The sequence below is a fragment of the Haemophilus influenzae genome, assembly GCF_019703545.1.
Classification (GTDB): Bacteria; Pseudomonadota; Gammaproteobacteria; order Enterobacterales; family Pasteurellaceae; genus Haemophilus; species Haemophilus influenzae_E.
The window spans coordinates 51,269-67,062 of record NZ_AP018771.1 but is presented as its reverse complement, the minus strand read 5'-3'; the positions used below and the strand labels follow the sequence as shown (position 1 = coordinate 67,062).

Genomic DNA, 15,794 nt, shown 5'->3' with positions numbered 1-15,794 from the left:
CCTATAATAGCTTCCATTTTTTATGATAAATATTGTATTTGAGTAATGCTAAATATATATCATGGCACAAAATAATGAGGTATAAAATGGCTATCATTACCCGTCACTGCAGTAAAATCTTCGCGTAATCCCATACCGCAAGCCACATCCCCCACAACCCAAGAGCCGATAATTGGATACATTCCATCAAAACTTGGCAATTCAAATTTTTGTTGATAAACATAACCTGAATTACCATAAAACGTAGAGTGTTCGCTTCCTTTCGCTGCAAATTCTACACCATTATTTTTCTCATAATAGAAGACATTGGCACCTTCTCGACCTAACAATGGTTTTTTCACCCACATCGATAAATCTTTTGGTAATTCAAAAGGCGTAAAATAAGCAGGCAATAAATTCGGATGATTAGGATAACGCGCCCAAAGTTTTGCCAATAATGCTTTATTACTTAACAACATTTTCCACGCTGGTTCAATAAATCGTGTTTCAGCGGTTGTAATATGGCGAGCAAACTCAGCGTGGCTTAGCCATTCTAGCGGATACAATTTAAATAACATTTCAATAGGTTGATCATTTAAATCTACAAATTTTTTTGTTTCGCTGTTATAGCCAATATCTTCCACCGCTAATTGATGAATATTCCAACCTGCGTTATAAGCCACATCAGCTAAATAATCCACATTACCCCAATCTTCACGGCCAGCATCCTGCATGGCACTCAAATGGAAATCTGTTTTGCCACTTTGTTGTTTCAAAAATTGGAAATGTTTTATTAATTCTTCATGAATCCAGTTAAATTGATCACGATGTTTCAAGCCCTCAATTTGCTCCAACCACTGCCATTGAACAACCGCAGCCTCCAACAAGGATGTTGGCGTATCGGCGTTATATTCAAACATTTTTAGGTTGTCGCCATCATAGCCAAAATCAAAGCGTCCATATAAATAAGGATCTTGATTACGCCAAGAGGTTTCAATAAGCTGTTTTTGCAACTCCGTAAAACGATAATTTTCATAATCGCCTTTTTTAATTTCATCCGCCGCAAAATCTAAACACATTGAATGCAATTCATTAGTTGTATCCTCAATGCGATCAATTTCCGCTAAGGTAAATTCATAGGCGACATTATCAGACCAATAATGAGATCCATCACTGGAAGGCAAATTATAGTAATCAAATCCAACATTAAGTAGCTGTTGCACCATATCTGGTCGAGTAGGAAACCCAGTTACACGTTTCATTTAGCCCCCACTGCTACGATGAGTATTATTTGGGCTACTAAAACCACCACGAGATACAGGTTTGCTATTCATGCTTCCTGCATTTCCTTTCACGAGCATTGGTTTTCCAACAGAACGATTCGTTTGAGGTTGCACAACTTGCCCTGTTGGTGTGGTGACAGCTCGATTTCCAGGATGATAGCTTGGGCCAAGGAAACTACTAATTGCACGAGTCGCCAGATACCCTATAACGCCACCAGCAATTGCGGCTCCTAAAGAAGGATCGGTACTTTCAGCTTTTGCAGTTGATTCAGCATTGTTCTCGCTTTGATTAGCTTGTACATTATTTTCAGCTGGATTTTTTACCGCACTTTCTGCATTACCATTATCACGAATATTTAAACCAAGACCCTGCTGTGGTGTAGTTTCAGTTTTCTGAGTACTCTCGGTATTTTTATCTGCCTCACAAAGCTCAATTTTTTTCCAATCCGCTAAACAATCGTCTAAAGACTGATACACATCACGTTGTACTTGCTCTTCTGAACAGCCTCCTAATAAGGCCACAATAGATAAACTAACTAAAATCTGATTTTTCTTTTTCATTGTTCTCAATTTTTATCGAATGGTTTTCACGCCTAGCCATTGCTCGGCCTGTTTATTAGTAATTTCTTCACGAGTCCACATACTCATTAAATCTGGTTGTGGATATTTATTGCTGTTATAGCCGACTAAACGAGCAAAATCAAATACGGCATGAGGATAGCCATTAATAAGCAACAAGGCTAAATAACCACTCTCATCCCAACAAATTTCAAGTTTGCGTGCTTCATGATGATTAGAGGTTGAATCAACATTATACACGTGCAACATATCAACTATCGGTTGAGCATTTTGACGCATATCAAGTGCATAAAAATAGCCTGTTTCGCCGTCATCTTCAAACATTACAGCAAAATGCTCAAATACTGTCGAATGTGTTCCCACTTGCTTTGGCGTTCCTAAAAAGAGTTCGTCCTCTAAAGTTAAATGTAACATTCCCTTTCCTTTAAATATTAGATATAAAAACACCGCACTTTTATACAAAGTGCGGTGAGATTTCACAGTAAATTCAGCGTGAATTACGCTTGACCTTTAACCGCTTTTAAGCCTGGGAATGCTGCTGGAGTACCAGCGCGTTCTAATGCTTCTTCGATACGGATTAATTGGTTGTATTTCGCAATACGGTCAGAACGGCTCATAGAACCAGTTTTGATTTGACCTGCTGCTGTACCCACCGCTAAATCAGCGATAGTTGCATCTTCGGTTTCACCTGAACGGTGAGAGATAACCGCTGTGTAACCTGCATCTTTCGCCATTTTAATTGCAGCTAAAGTTTCAGTTAAAGAACCGATTTGGTTGAATTTGATTAAGATAGAGTTTGCGATACCTTTTTCGATACCTTCTTTTAAGATTTTGGTGTTAGTGACGAATAAATCATCGCCCACTAATTGAACGCGGTCGCCTAACACTTTAGTTTGGTATGCAAAACCCTCCCAGTCAGATTCATCTTGACCATCTTCGATAGACACGATTGGGTATTGTTTAGTTAATTCTTCAAGATAGTGTGTGAACTCTTGAGAAGTGAATGATTTACCTTCACCTTTCATTTCGTACATACCATTTTCTTTGTTATAGAACTCAGAAGATGCACAGTCCATCGCTAAAGTAACGTCTTTACCTAATACGTAACCTGCTTTTTCTACTGCTTCTTTGATACATGCTAAAGCGTCTGCGTTAGAGGCTAAGTTTGGTGCGAAACCACCTTCGTCACCAACCGCAGTGCTCATGCCTTTAGCTTTTAATACTTTTGCAAGGTTGTGGAATACTTCAGCACCGATACGAAGTGCTTCACGTAATGTTTTCGCACCAACTGGTTGAATCATGAATTCTTGGATATCAACGTTATTGTCTGCGTGTTCACCACCGTTGATGATGTTCATCATTGGTAATGGCATAGAATAAACACCAGCAGTGCCATTTAATTCTGCAATGTAAGCGTAAAGTGGTAAACCTTTAGATGCTGCTGCTGCTTTTGCGTTTGCTAAAGATACCGCCAAGATTGCATTTGCACCAAAGTTAGATTTGTTTTCGGTTCCGTCTAAATCGATCATGATTTGGTCGATTTCAGCTTGGTTTGTTGCATCTTTACCAACGATAGCTTGTGCAATTTCGTTGTTCACTGCAGCCACAGCTTTTAATACGCCTTTACCTAAGAAACGAGATTTGTCGCCGTCACGTAATTCTAATGCTTCACGAGAACCAGTTGATGCGCCAGATGGAGCTGCTGCTAAACCAACAAAACCACCTTCAAGATGAACTTCAGCTTCAACAGTTGGATTACCGCGTGAGTCGATGATTTCGCGACCAATCACTTTAACGATTTTTGCCATTTTTATTTTCCTCAATTAAGTTAATTAAAACGGGTTAGGCGAGCCTAAAACAGGCGATATGATAAAGCTATTTTGAGATTTTGTCTTGTAAAAAATGCGTATGCTTTGATCTTTATCTATTTATTGTCTTGAGATACTTAGAGCGCAGGCATAAGCCGAGCTCCACGCCCATTGGAAGTTATAACCACCGAGCCAGCCCGTCACATCCAATACTTCACCAATAAAATATAAACCGCTGACTTGGTTGCTTTCCATTGTTTTAGAAGAAATTACTTTAGTATCCACTCCGCCCATTGTGACTTCAGCCGTACGATAGCCCTCTGTGCCATTTGGAGTAAATTCCCAGTGATGAATAAAATCCATTAGATTTTTTACCCGCACTTTACTGATGTTAGCGATAACTTCATCTTGCACAATGCCTTGTTCAATCCAAAGTTCGACCAATTTTTTCGGCAATAATCGAACCAAGATGGTTTTCAACATTTGTTTTGGTGAATGTTGTTTTGCTTGATTAATTTCCTCTTCCACATTGTGGTTCGGTAATAAATCAATTTCCACTGACTCAGTGGACTGCCAATAATTAGAAATTTGCAACACCGCAGGGCCTGAAATACCACGATGAGTAAACAAAAGCTGGTTGTAAAAAGATTTTCCGCATTGCGATGTGATCATGATTGGCAAGCTAACGCCTGAAAGTGCGGTTAAAAATTTATCTGTTTCTCGATAAGTAAAAGGCACTAAACTCGCACGAGGCGGAATAACAGGAATGCCAAATTGTTCCGCAATTTGATAGCCAAATGGCGTTGTACCAAGCCCAGGCATAGAAAGCCCACCTGTCGCAACAATCAAATTTTTACATTGCCATTGGGTTGAATTTACCTGTAAAACAAACCGCACTTTTTCATCATTTTGAATGCGTTCAACTTGAGAAACTTCGCTACGCAATAAAATCTTGGCACCATATTTATCGCATTCAGATTTCAGCATTTCAACGATTTGTTCTGCACCCTCATCGCAAAATAATTGCCCCAATTCCTTTTCGTGATAAGCAATCCCTTGCTCCGCCACTAAAGAAATAAAATCCCAGTTGGTATAACGAGCTAGTGCCGATTTGACGAAATGAGGATTTTGCGAAAGGTAATGAGCTGGCGTAACCTCTAAATTGGTGAAATTACAAAACCCACCGCCCGACATCAAAATCTTACGTCCGATTTTTTTGCCGTTGTCGAAAACTGTCACCGACTTGCCTAGCTTAGCCAATTGTGCGGCACAAAATAATCCTGCCGCACCCGCACCAATAATAATGTTTTCAGAATATTGGCTCACGGATTTTGTCCTTTTTCACCACGTTGTAAAAAATCCAACAACTTCATTCGTTGAATAACTGAACGACGATCCACTGCCGCATTACCTGAATCTAATAACTGCTGTAAATACATACCAGCTTGTTGATATTGGCGATTTTCTAAGGCAATTGTCGCCAACAAAGAAAGACTAGATACTTCATTTTTATCTTTTGCCAAAGCTTCATTCAAAAGTTGTTCGACTTTTTGGGTCATTTGCTGGCCTGCTTGATAATAAAGTGCGGTGGCTGCCAAGCCTAAAATATTAGGTTTACTGCCTGACAATTTTTCCGCATTAGAATAAGCCACAAGCGCACTATCAAATTCATTATTTTGCACATAGGCTTCCCCAAGTTGAAGCCAAGTTTCCGCATTATTTGGATCGATACGCAGTTTATTTTGGATCTTCTCAATCACATTTTGATTTTTGCGTTCATCATTCATTTCAACATTTTGATTATGTTGCTCAATCATCAATTGCTCGCCTTGTTGAACACGACTAAAACGATCAAGGGAAAAATAATAAGCAGTTGGAATAGCGATGAGTAAAGTAAAAAGCACAAAATAAATTTTGCTATTCACTTTTCTCTTAGAAAGTTTACTTGGCTCCCCTTGCTTGCGGGGGGAGCTGCCAAAGGTTGAGGGGAGGGAAATTATTTCATCATTCTCTAGTTGTTGTGCAACCACTTTTTCTGAAAACTGTTTTTTTCTATTTGAGAAATAAAGCAATACTGCAGCTAAAATTAAAAGGGCGACTGGCAATAACCATAACAACGCCGTATTCCATTTGAATGGCGGTTTGTAATTCACAAAATCACCAAATCTAGCGGTCATTTGATCGATAATTTGCTGATTGCTTTTGCCCTCATCCACCATTTTGTACACTTCAAGACGCAAGTCATAAGCAATAGGCGAATTAGATTCCACCAAATTTTGGTTCTGGCATTGTGGACAGCGTAAAGATTTTGCCAACTCTACGGCGCGAGTACGATCATCTTGATTTTGAAATTGATAGGTATCCACCATTTCCGCTTCGGCGAATAAGGAAAATGCGAATAAAAGTGCGGTTGCAAAAAAGACTGTTTTTTGAACCTGAATAAAACCGCGAGTAAAAATATCTAATATGCTTTTCATTTGTTCTTCAATGCTTCAATTTTCGGCAAAAATACTGTTTGCCAAGTTTCTTTATCCAGTAAACCAGAATGGCGATAACGAATCACACCATTTTCATCCACAAGATAAGTTTCTGGCGCACCATCCACGCCCAATTTTAATCCCAATTCCCCATGACTATCATCAATGGTCAAGACGAACGGATTGCCCATTCGCTTAAGCATTTCAATGCCATTTTGCGGATTATCACGGTAATCCACGCCCACAATAGGTAATGTTTTTGCAATCTCAATTAGCAGAGGATGTTCTTCTTTGCAATAACCACACCAACTTCCCCACACATTTAATAAAAATGGCTGTTTAGGAAACTCTTTCGGGCTTACGATTTGTGATGGCTCATGTAAATTAGCCTGATAAAACTCTGGAACAGGTTTATCAATTAAAGCCGACGCAATTTTTTTCGGATCTTGATTTAACCCTGCAATTAATAATATACACACGCCTAAAAGCACAAAGAGCGGTGTAAAAAAGATAAGTTTTTTGTTCATTATTTTTCCTGTTTTCTGCGTAATCCGAAGACGCTAAAAAGTGCACCAAAGGCCATTAAAATACCGCCCGCCCAAAGCCAACGAATCAGTGGTTTATAATGTAAACGGAAAGTAAATTCCCCTTTGCCAAGAGAATCGCCCATCACAATATATAAATCGCCCCAAAAACCACCATCAAGCCCCACTTCACTCATTGTCATTGTTCGTACATCGTAATAACGGCGTTCTGGGATAATTTCTGCATAAGGTTTACCATTTTTAGTTACGTCAAAAAAGGCGATTTCTGCCGTAAAGTTTGGCCCAATTTCATTAGAAAATTGGCGATAATGAAATTCATATTGCCCCAGCGTTTGACTTTGTTGCGGCGCTAAACGCACACCAATTTCACTGCCAAAATACCCACTCATCACCGCACCAATAGTCACAATCGCCACGCCACAGTGTGCTAAAATCATCCCAAATTGAGACAAACGAATTTGTCGCCAATTTTGCCATAAAGTGACGAATAAAAGCCAAATCGCAAGAGTTAATAACACAAAGGCGAAAGCGTGAAAATTCAACGCAGAATTATGGCGTAGCTGTTGCCAAATCATTAGGCCTGCAAGAATCAAAGACGGAATAAGCAACCACCCACAACGTATCAATAATGTGCGATCAAATTGCCCCTTACGTATGCTAAGCACAATTACCATTAAGATTAAAATCACCGTAATGATTGGGAAGAAAATACTATTAAAATAAGGACTTCCCACCGAAATTGAGCCCCAATTCATCGCTTGGAATAACATCGGGTAAAAGGTGCCTAAAAAGGTAGAAACAGTGGCAATGGTCAGCAAAATATTCAACAATAAAATGCCACCCGATTTAGAAACGAATTGAAATTTCACCGCACTTTCTGATGAACTTCCCGCTCGTAAAGCGAATAAACCAAAGGCTAACACTGTCAAAACAAAGAAAATTAATAACAACACATAACCGCGCGTGTTATCCAATGCAAAAGCGTGCACAGAAGTGAGTGCGCCAGAACGAACAATAAACGTGCCTAATACGCTAAAGGCAAAAGCAAGCAAAGAAAAAAGCGTTGTCCAATAACTAAATACACCTTGTTTTTCTGTCGCCATTAAACTATGTAATAACGCCAAACCAAGCAACCAAGGCATTAAAGACGCATTTTCTACGGGGTCCCAGAACCACCAACCGCCCCAGCCGAGTTCGTAATATGCCCACCACGCACCAAGCACAATGCCAATGGTTAAAAACGACCAAGAAAACAACACCCAGCCACGCATTGAGCGTGCAATTTGTCGTGCTGATTGGTTATAAATCAACGCACTCAAACTCATCGCAAAATTCACCGCAAAGCCCACATAACCAACGTATAACAAAGGCGGATGGAAAATAAGTCCCACATCTTGCAACATTGGATTGAGATCGCGACCTTCTGCCGGCGCAGGAAAAATGCGTCCAAATGGATTAGAATAAAACAAAATAAACACTGCAAAACCAAAGCAAATCAATCCCAATAAAGATAAAGATTGAGCGGAAAAAGTGCGGTCATTTTTTCGATTAAAAAAAGCAAAAGCAGCAAGCCATAAACTCAATGAAAATAACCAAAACAACATTGAACCTTCATGTCCGCCCCAAGTGGCAGCCACTTTAAAAAATGTAGGTAATTGGGAATTAGAATGTGCCGCTACATATTCAAGGGTGAAGTCATCCACCGCAAAAGAATAAGCAAGCAAACCAATTGATAACGTCGTCGCAAGGGTAAAAATATAACTCAGTGGCCAAGCGGCATTAATTAAAGTCGGATTTTTTTTGAATAACCCAAATTGAGGTACTAACGTAAGAAAAAATGCGCTAGCTGTTGCGAGTAAAAGAAGGAAAAAGCCAAGTTCTGGGAGCATAATGTCGTCGTTTTTTTTCGTTGATTCGCAGAGAAAGTCGCTAATCAAGTATGTTTCATTAATAAAATTAAAAATAGCACCTTGATAGGTGCTATTGTGCTTATAAAAATTAATGATTAAATTCAGCACCTAAACAAGGGCGAATTTTATTTAACATTTCTTTAATTACGCGTGATGGAGCAGCAATGATATTGCCACTGCGTAAATAGCCATTACCAGCATCAAAATCACAGACTAAGCCACCTGCTTCACGCACGATTAAATCGCCAGCAGCACAATCCCATGCTTTTAAGCCCATTTCAAAATAACCATCAATACGGTTTGACGCCACATAGCATAAATCCAATGCGGCAGAACCAGTACGACGGAAATCCGCAGCATCTTCAATTAAGGCATTCATCATTGCAAATTGAGCTGGCATTAATTTTGGTTGTTTGAATGGGAAACCAGTGGCTAAAATTGAACCTTGAATTTCACGTTTACTATCTACACGTAAACGTACTTCATTTAATTTTGCACCTTCACCACGCACAGCGGTAAATAATTCATTACGGATTGGATCGTAAACAACCCCGACTTCAGTGCGATTTTTTACACGAACTGCGATAGACACAGAAAAGTGGGGAAGCCCTGTCATAAAATTACGAGTACCATCTAGCGGATCAATAATCCATTGTACATCGCTATCTTTGCCTTCAATTGCGCCTGTTTCTTCCGTAATAATTGTGTGATCAGGATAAGATTTACGAATAACTTCAATGATTTCTGCTTCAGACGCTTTATCAACGTTTGTTACATAATCATTAATACCTTTTTGTGTGCTTTCGATAGCATCACGGCGTTCATAATTTTTAGCAATCACATTGCCCGCTTTTCGTGCCGCACGAATTGCGATATTTAACATTGGATTCATATTTCCACCAGCTTTTAAAGAACAGAAAAATTCCGTGCCATTATAGCGAGATTTGCCAAAATAACCAGTTGAAAATCATAAAACAATGGTTTTTATAGGTTTTCAGAAAAACTTTGCGATACAGATCGCAAAAATAGTATGAAGTGATTTTTCCATTAATTATTTGCCATTAAAGTGCGGTGGAAAATTGGAGCGTTTTATGCAGAAAGGTATGACATTAGTGGAATTATTGATTGGGTTAGCCATTATCAGTATTGTGCTGAATTTTGCAGTACCATTATGGAAAACCGATTCGCCTAAAACGATTTTAGCCAAAGAGCAACATCGCCTGTATTTATTTCTACGCCAAATTCAAGCTCGGGCAGAAAATTCATCGGAAGTGTGGTTTTTACTTATCAATCGTAATCTTGCGACACAGCAATGGTGCTTAACGGCACAAGTAAAAAATAACCAAACTTGTGATTGTTTAAATCCGATAAATTGCCCGAAAGAGGTTTATGCTCATTTTTACTACCCTTATTTTCCTAACAAAACGATGATTCAAAGTCATCATATTTATCCAAAAGAAATCACGAGATTTGATGGCATTCGTAATACTATCGTTACTCGTTGCTTTATTTTGCAAGCTGAAAATGAACGTACGTTATTTTTATTTTTCAATGTTGGCAGTATTCGTTTGAAAACTAATCAATTTGATAGTGCTTGTAATTAATGATGAAAGTATTATTAAAAGGGCAAACCCTATTAGCGCTGATGATTTCACTGTCTTTGTCGTCTTTATTATTGCTAAGCATTTCGCATTTTTATGTGCAAATACAAACACAAAACCAACAAATGTTATTACATTTAAAATTACAAGCTGAATTACAACGAACATTACAGTTAATAGGTAAAGATCTTCGCCGATTAGGATTTCGAGCATTAAATGCAAAACTGACGGAAAGCAATTTATCTTTATTTGAATTAGATGAACAAGGCACAGCCATTTTCATTAGCCAAGAAGATAACGCCCCACCTAATAGCTGCGTGTTGTTCTTTTATGATTTAAATAAAAATGGGTGTATTGGTAAAGGTTCGCCGAAAACCTGTATGAAAAATGGGAAAAATACATCTAAAAGTAGTACTGAAGAATTATTTGGCTATAAAGTGAGTAACAAAATGATAAAAACCAAACTGACTTATCAAAGTGTTATTCCTACTAATTGCACGGCAGAAACTTGTAAACGTGCTTTTCAACAAACCGCTTGCAACGCTGGGGGAGGTTGGGCAGATTTATTAGATAACAACGAATATGAAATTACTAAGCTACAATTTAATTGGTTAATCGAAGGAAAAGGATTAGAAATCAAGTTAAAAGGAAATTTAAAACAAGCCTCAAACATCAGTTATGAAACCTCCCTTGTTGTTGCACTCTGGAATCAAAAATAATGACAACACAAAAAGGCATTATTACGCTGACTATTCTGATTTTTATTTCAGGCTTATTAAGCGTAATCTTATTGTTAGATGATAGCCATTTAAGTTTTTTTCGGGCGCAACAAAATCAACGAAAACACTATGTGGAAAGAACATTACAATTACAAAGAATAACAGCCTTGAAAAAACAAACTGCCTGCCTTGATTTACCCTTAAATAATGATGAAAGTGTAAAGCAAATCAGCATTACGCTTGATGGTGCCACAGATTCAATTCAATATTTTCTTTGGTGTGAAAGAATAAGCCTATTTAAAAAATCGCCTAAAAAGGGAGATAATCAAGGTGCATTGAAAGATTTCATTCACACAGAAAAACTTACAGATTTTCGACCGCACTTTTCTTCCCCACCCAGAATTTTAAATGCGAATAAAACACCTAAACTTTATTGGTTTTCAGATTCACAAGCGGAAGTTGAAATTAATGGCACGGTGTCTGCCGTATTAATTGCAGAGGGCGATTTAAAATTGACTGGCAAAGGGAGGATTAGTGGCGCAGTGATTACCAACGGGAATTTAACTTTAGATGGCGTAACTTTAGCTTATGGGAAAAAGACGGTAGTAACCTTAGTTCGACAATATAGCCAGTGGCAGTTAGCAGAAAAAAGTTGGAGTGATTTTAATGCTCAGGATGAATAAAGGAATGTCTCTTATTACATTGTTATTTTCTTTAGCTTTATTTAGCGTTTTATTTCTTGTTTTTAATCAATGGACGGCAGAACAGCGAAAAAGTGCGGTAAAAATTTATCAAGATTTTCAGGCAACACAAATTGCAGGGAATCAAGCTCAACGCCAATTTTTAGGGTTAGCTTGTGAACAATTGATACAACAAAATGGCTTAACTTTTCGTATTCGATGTGAAAATGAACGCATTATTGTGCGTTATCCTACGAGTGAAATTTTGATAAAAACTCAGTAAAATGGCGTTGTTTTTTCTAGGTTAAATCATCAAAAGGTCGCCATTGTGTTCATTGTTTATTATTCCAATCAGCTTGAAAAACAAAAAGAAATTCTTTCTTCTTTATTCAAATCTTTACCACCTGAAGATCCTTTTCAACAAGATATTATTTTGGTGCAAAGCCCTAATATGGCACAATGGCTACAAATTGAACTCGCCAAAGAAACAGGCATTTCAGCGAACCTAAAATTTCCTATGCCAGCAAGTTTTATTTGGCAGCTTTATGCTCAAAATTTACCCGCAACGGCATTGGAAAACCCTTTTGATAAAGATTCAATGATGTGGCGTTTAATACGCTTAATCCCGACTTTTCTCGAGAAAGAAAATTTTTTGCCTTTACGAAATTATTTAGCATCTTCGCCACATTCTGAACAATACAAACTTTATCAACTTAGCAGTAAAATAGCCGACTTATTTGACCAATATTTAGTTTACCGAGCTGAATGGATTTTTGCTTGGGAAAAAGGCGAAGATGAACAAATCACTGCGCAAATACAAAAGCAACAACCTAACCTAAACGATACGTTGTTTGCGCAAATTCAAGGCAATACAAGATGGCAAGGGGAGCTATGGCGTGCGTTGGTCGTCGATGTTAAATCAGATGTTAATGAAGCCACCCATCGAGCGGCTTTGCATAATCAGTTCTTAGCCTTGCTTGCCGATAAAAAAGCACCAAAAAAATTACCTTCACGCATATTTATTTTTGGTATTCCAGCGCTTCCAACTGCTTATCTCAATATTTTGCAAGCGATATCCTCTGAAGTGGATATTCATTTATTTTTTAATAATCCTTGCCAAGAATATTGGGGGGATATTAGCGATTTACGCCTCGATTATTTGCGTTCTCGCAAGCGTTATCAATTCAATAAACAAGATGAAAATCAACCGCTCTTTTCCGAGGATCAACTTTCTCAACTAGAAAACGCTCAGTTTGATGTCACTTATCAAAATGAAAACCTTCAAGTAGGCAATCCATTACTGGCGGCTTGGGGAAAAATGGGGCGAGATTTTCTCTATACATTAGTGAGAGATGAAGAACATATTCCAACTTATCCTGTCAATGCTTATCAAGAAATTAAATCGAACAGTTTACTTGGACAATTGCAGTCTCAAATTCTGCATTTAGAAAATAAACCGCTAAATATCGCAAAAAATGACCGCACTTTAACTCTACATTCTTGCCACAGTGCTATGCGTGAAGTGGAAGTATTGCACGATTATTTATTAGATTTATTTAATCAAGATCCTAACCTTACGCCAAAAGATGTAGTTGTTATGGTGGCAGATATAAACCAATACACACCTTATATTCAGGCAGTTTTCGGGCAAAAAAATGGAGATGCGCCACAAATTCCCTTTTCACTTTCTGATAATAAACTTTCAGAAAGCGATGTGTTGGTCTCAAGTTATTTAACTTTATTACGCTTAAAAGAGAGCAATTTTAGTGCAGAGGATGTCTTAGCGTTGTTGGATATCCCTGCGATGCGAGAACGATTTAATATTTCTCTTGCTGATTTACCATTAGTGCGAGAATGGGTGGCGGATTCAGGGATTCGTTTCGGTTTGCAAAAAAATCAAAATGGCGTCAATTTCAATTCTTGGCAAGCTGGATTAGAACGAATGATTTTAGGATATGCGATGCGTGAAGAACAGGGCATTTGGCAAGATAGTCTGGGGTTAAACAGCAGCTATGGCTTAAAAGGTGAACTCGCTGGCAAGTTGTCACAGTTTTTTACCGTACTTTCAGCGTTATATGAAACATTGCAGCAAGTACATTCCATCGAAAAATGGCAGGCAATTTTAACCGCACTTTTATCAAATTTCTTCGCTCAAAATGAAGACACAAGCGACACGATTTTCTATATTCAAGAGAAAATTAATGAATTAGCTGAGCATCTAAAATCGCTCCATTTTACTGAAGAATTACAAGCAGATGTGATTGCCGATGTCATCACAATGAAATTGGAAGATGCGCCAAATAGCCTCAAATTCCTTGCAGGAAAAGTAAACTTCTGCACCTTATTGCCAATGCGTTCAGTGCCATTCAAGGTAGTTTGTTTACTTGGAATGAATGATGCTGATTACCCTAGAACACAAACACCAAACAGTTTTGATTTAATGCAATATCATCATCAAAAAGGCGACCGTGTTCGTCGTGATGATGATCGTTATTTGTTCTTAGAGGCCTTATTGGCAGCACGTAATTATTGCTATATCAGCTATGTTGGGCGTTCCATTACAGATAATCAACCGAAAGAACCATCTGTATTGGTAAGCCAACTCGTGGATTATATTAATCAAGGTCAAAGTGAAAATGTCCTTACTGTCATTGAACATCCAATGACCGCATTTAGTCCAGATAATTTCAAAAACAACGAAAAATTTACCCGCTCTTTTGCGACAAAATGGTTGCCAATGGCTCAATTTGACGCAAGTGCAAGTAATTCGGAATTTGCGGTCACGATGACAGAAAACCCAGAAAAAATCGAAGAAATTGAACTGGATCGTTTAGTCAGCTTTGTGGAAAACCCAGTGAAATTTTTCTTTGAAAAACAACTTAGTGTTTATTTCCGCGATGAAGATAACCGTATTGCTGACAGCGAAAACTTTACCTTAAATGGCTTGGATAATTATTCGTTTAATAATGATTTAATCTATATGGATGAACAAAATTTTGCTGATTATTTTAGACAAGCAGAAGTTAAAGGTGTGTTGCCTCGGGCTGAATTTGGAAAGGTTTATGCTGAAAATATTCGTAACAATGTTCTTGAATTTAAAGAGAAAATAGTGGATCTTGGCGAGCCTAAACAGGCTTCTATAGATTTTAATATTGCCGTAGATTGGCAAAACGAAAATCAAAAAATCCGTTTATTTGGTTATATGGAAGCTTTATTTGGCGATGATTCACAAGTCATTCACTGGCATTTTGCGAAATACAAAGATCGCTATTGTATCCGTCCTTGGATTTATTATTTAATTCAATGTGTTACACAAGAAAATGCACTACCAGCAAAATTAATTACGCAAGATAAGGTTCTTGAATTACCGACTATTGAGCGTGAAGCCGCTCTCTCTCAATTACAAACTTACGTAAAAGATTATTTACAAAGTCAAATTGAAATCCAATTGGTGCCAACAATAAGAAATATAAGTGATTTTATTGTAGATGATAAAAGTGCGGTAAATTTTGACAATGTTTCTGAAAAACTTCAGGAATTAACTGAAAGTAATGGTTTCGGGTCAAAAGCTGATCCATATTGGTCACGGGTATTAGCGCAAACCTCAAGATTTGAACAAACTGGAAATATTGAAAAATTATTAACACAAACAAAAGATTGGTTTGGCTTATTATTCGCACAAAAGAACTCAAGAAAGGCACAAAGCTAATCGTCAAATAACCTATTTTTTAGTAGAATAACGACCTTTTATGGAGAATTATCTATGCGCTGTCCATTTTGTGATACAGAAGAAACTAAAGTTATTGATAGCCGTTTAGTATCTGATGGTTATCAAGTTCGCCGCCGCCGTGAGTGCGGTCATTGTCACGAACGTTTTACTACTTTTGAAATGGCAGAATTAATCATACCGAAAATTATCAAAACTGATGGTACACGTGAGCCATTCAATGAAGATAAATTGCGTAGCGGTATTCAACACGCCTTAGAAAAACGTCCTGTAAGTGCAGATGATGTAGAAAAAGCAATTAATCATATAATTCTTCAACTGCGTGCAACTGGCGAACGTGAAGTGCCAAGTAAGTTAGTGGGTAAACTTGCGATGAATGAATTAAAAAAACTCGATAAAGTGGCTTATATTCGTTTTGCATCAGTCTATTTAAGTTTTGATGATATTGATCAATTCACTATCGAAATTGAAAAATTAAAGGATTAA

General features: G+C 37.8%; 15 protein-coding genes. 6 read left to right on the top strand and 9 right to left on the bottom strand.

Features of this window, described 5'->3' with window-relative positions; translation table 11 throughout:
* Nucleotides 1-59 precede the first annotated feature (59 nt).
* The 9 genes from K6J66_RS00310 to suhB form a co-directional block, all read right to left on the bottom strand.
* Nucleotides 60-1,241, bottom strand: a complete 1,182-nt coding sequence (locus K6J66_RS00310) for a glutathionylspermidine synthase family protein (protein ID WP_005648054.1) — start codon at nucleotides 1,239-1,241, stop codon at nucleotides 60-62.
* Nucleotides 1,242-1,823 (bottom strand): hypothetical protein, encoded by a 582-nt coding sequence (locus K6J66_RS00305; RefSeq protein WP_005663569.1) that lies wholly within the window; start codon nucleotides 1,821-1,823, stop codon nucleotides 1,242-1,244.
* 12 nt (nucleotides 1,824-1,835) lie between these two features.
* Complete coding sequence (locus K6J66_RS00300) at nucleotides 1,836-2,255, bottom strand: DUF2251 domain-containing protein (protein WP_005636440.1); 420 nt, start codon at nucleotides 2,253-2,255, stop codon at nucleotides 1,836-1,838.
* A gap of 83 nt (nucleotides 2,256-2,338) precedes the next feature.
* Complete coding sequence (eno, locus tag K6J66_RS00295; RefSeq protein WP_005659167.1) at nucleotides 2,339-3,649, bottom strand: phosphopyruvate hydratase; 1,311 nt, start codon at nucleotides 3,647-3,649, stop codon at nucleotides 2,339-2,341.
* Nucleotides 3,650-3,769: 120 nt separating this feature from the next.
* Complete coding sequence (locus K6J66_RS00290; RefSeq protein WP_005663560.1) at nucleotides 3,770-4,975, bottom strand: BaiN/RdsA family NAD(P)/FAD-dependent oxidoreductase; 1,206 nt, start codon at nucleotides 4,973-4,975, stop codon at nucleotides 3,770-3,772.
* On the bottom strand, nucleotides 4,972-6,126 hold the full coding sequence (gene nrfF / locus K6J66_RS00285) for a heme lyase NrfEFG subunit NrfF (RefSeq protein ID WP_038440115.1): 1,155 nt from the start codon (nucleotides 6,124-6,126) through the stop codon (nucleotides 4,972-4,974). Before nrfF ends, K6J66_RS00290 begins: the two co-directional genes overlap by 4 nt.
* Entirely contained in the window at nucleotides 6,123-6,653 is a 531-nt protein-coding gene (locus tag K6J66_RS00280) for a DsbE family thiol:disulfide interchange protein (protein WP_038440114.1), read from the bottom strand. Before K6J66_RS00280 ends, nrfF begins: the two co-directional genes overlap by 4 nt.
* Nucleotides 6,653-8,560: a heme lyase NrfEFG subunit NrfE gene (nrfE, locus tag K6J66_RS00275; protein WP_038440263.1), complete on the bottom strand. Its 1,908-nt coding sequence runs from the start codon at nucleotides 8,558-8,560 to the stop codon at nucleotides 6,653-6,655. Before nrfE ends, K6J66_RS00280 begins: the two co-directional genes overlap by 1 nt.
* 109 nt (nucleotides 8,561-8,669) lie before the next feature.
* Complete coding sequence (gene suhB / locus K6J66_RS00270) at nucleotides 8,670-9,473, bottom strand: inositol-1-monophosphatase (RefSeq protein WP_005664157.1); 804 nt, start codon at nucleotides 9,471-9,473, stop codon at nucleotides 8,670-8,672.
* A gap of 199 nt (nucleotides 9,474-9,672) precedes the next feature.
* Here suhB and K6J66_RS00265 point away from each other — a divergent pair, with 199 nt between their 5' ends.
* From K6J66_RS00265 to nrdR, 6 genes are read left to right on the top strand one after another with little or no spacing between them, the layout of a single operon-like run.
* Entirely contained in the window at nucleotides 9,673-10,185 is a 513-nt protein-coding gene (locus K6J66_RS00265; RefSeq protein WP_005651545.1) for a pilus assembly FimT family protein, read from the top strand.
* Entirely contained in the window at nucleotides 10,185-10,901 is a 717-nt protein-coding gene (locus K6J66_RS00260) for a PulJ/GspJ family protein (RefSeq protein WP_038440113.1), read from the top strand. Before K6J66_RS00265 ends, K6J66_RS00260 begins: the two co-directional genes overlap by 1 nt.
* On the top strand, nucleotides 10,901-11,584 hold the full coding sequence (locus tag K6J66_RS00255) for a DUF2572 family protein (RefSeq protein WP_038440112.1): 684 nt from the start codon (nucleotides 10,901-10,903) through the stop codon (nucleotides 11,582-11,584). The genes K6J66_RS00260 and K6J66_RS00255 overlap by 1 nt, the downstream gene beginning before the upstream one ends.
* Nucleotides 11,577-11,864, top strand: coding sequence for a DUF5374 domain-containing protein (locus tag K6J66_RS00250; protein WP_038440111.1), 288 nt, complete (start codon nucleotides 11,577-11,579; stop codon nucleotides 11,862-11,864). Before K6J66_RS00255 ends, K6J66_RS00250 begins: the two co-directional genes overlap by 8 nt.
* A 45-nt stretch (nucleotides 11,865-11,909) precedes the next feature.
* Nucleotides 11,910-15,290 carry an exodeoxyribonuclease V subunit gamma gene (recC, locus tag K6J66_RS00245; protein ID WP_038440110.1) on the top strand — a complete coding sequence of 1,127 codons (3,381 nt, stop codon included), beginning with the start codon at nucleotides 11,910-11,912 and terminating at the stop codon, nucleotides 15,288-15,290.
* A 54-nt stretch (nucleotides 15,291-15,344) separates the two neighbouring features.
* The gene (nrdR, locus tag K6J66_RS00240) at nucleotides 15,345-15,794 is read left to right on the top strand and encodes a transcriptional regulator NrdR (protein WP_005651549.1); all 450 of its coding nucleotides are present in this window, start codon (nucleotides 15,345-15,347) and stop codon (nucleotides 15,792-15,794) included.

Excerpts from the sequence above, each read along its gene's own strand:
- K6J66_RS00310 (WP_005648054.1), bottom strand. The coding sequence starts at position 1,241 with ATGAAACGTGTAACTGGGTTTCCTACTCGACCAGATATGGTGCAACAG.
- K6J66_RS00305 (WP_005663569.1), bottom strand. The coding sequence starts at position 1,823 with ATGAAAAAGAAAAATCAGATTTTAGTTAGTTTATCTATTGTGGCCTTA.
- K6J66_RS00300 (WP_005636440.1), bottom strand. The coding sequence starts at position 2,255 with ATGTTACATTTAACTTTAGAGGACGAACTCTTTTTAGGAACGCCAAAG.
- eno (WP_005659167.1), bottom strand. The coding sequence starts at position 3,649 with ATGGCAAAAATCGTTAAAGTGATTGGTCGCGAAATCATCGACTCACGC.
- nrfF (WP_038440115.1), bottom strand. The coding sequence starts at position 6,126 with ATGAAAAGCATATTAGATATTTTTACTCGCGGTTTTATTCAGGTTCAA.
- K6J66_RS00280 (WP_038440114.1), bottom strand. The coding sequence starts at position 6,653 with ATGAACAAAAAACTTATCTTTTTTACACCGCTCTTTGTGCTTTTAGGC.
- nrfE (WP_038440263.1), bottom strand. The coding sequence starts at position 8,560 with ATGCTCCCAGAACTTGGCTTTTTCCTTCTTTTACTCGCAACAGCTAGC.
- suhB (WP_005664157.1), bottom strand. The coding sequence starts at position 9,473 with ATGAATCCAATGTTAAATATCGCAATTCGTGCGGCACGAAAAGCGGGC.
- K6J66_RS00265 (WP_005651545.1), top strand. The coding sequence starts at position 9,673 with ATGCAGAAAGGTATGACATTAGTGGAATTATTGATTGGGTTAGCCATT.
- K6J66_RS00260 (WP_038440113.1), top strand. The coding sequence starts at position 10,185 with ATGATGAAAGTATTATTAAAAGGGCAAACCCTATTAGCGCTGATGATT.
- K6J66_RS00255 (WP_038440112.1), top strand. The coding sequence starts at position 10,901 with ATGACAACACAAAAAGGCATTATTACGCTGACTATTCTGATTTTTATT.
- K6J66_RS00250 (WP_038440111.1), top strand. The coding sequence starts at position 11,577 with ATGAATAAAGGAATGTCTCTTATTACATTGTTATTTTCTTTAGCTTTA.
- nrdR (WP_005651549.1), top strand. The coding sequence starts at position 15,345 with ATGCGCTGTCCATTTTGTGATACAGAAGAAACTAAAGTTATTGATAGC.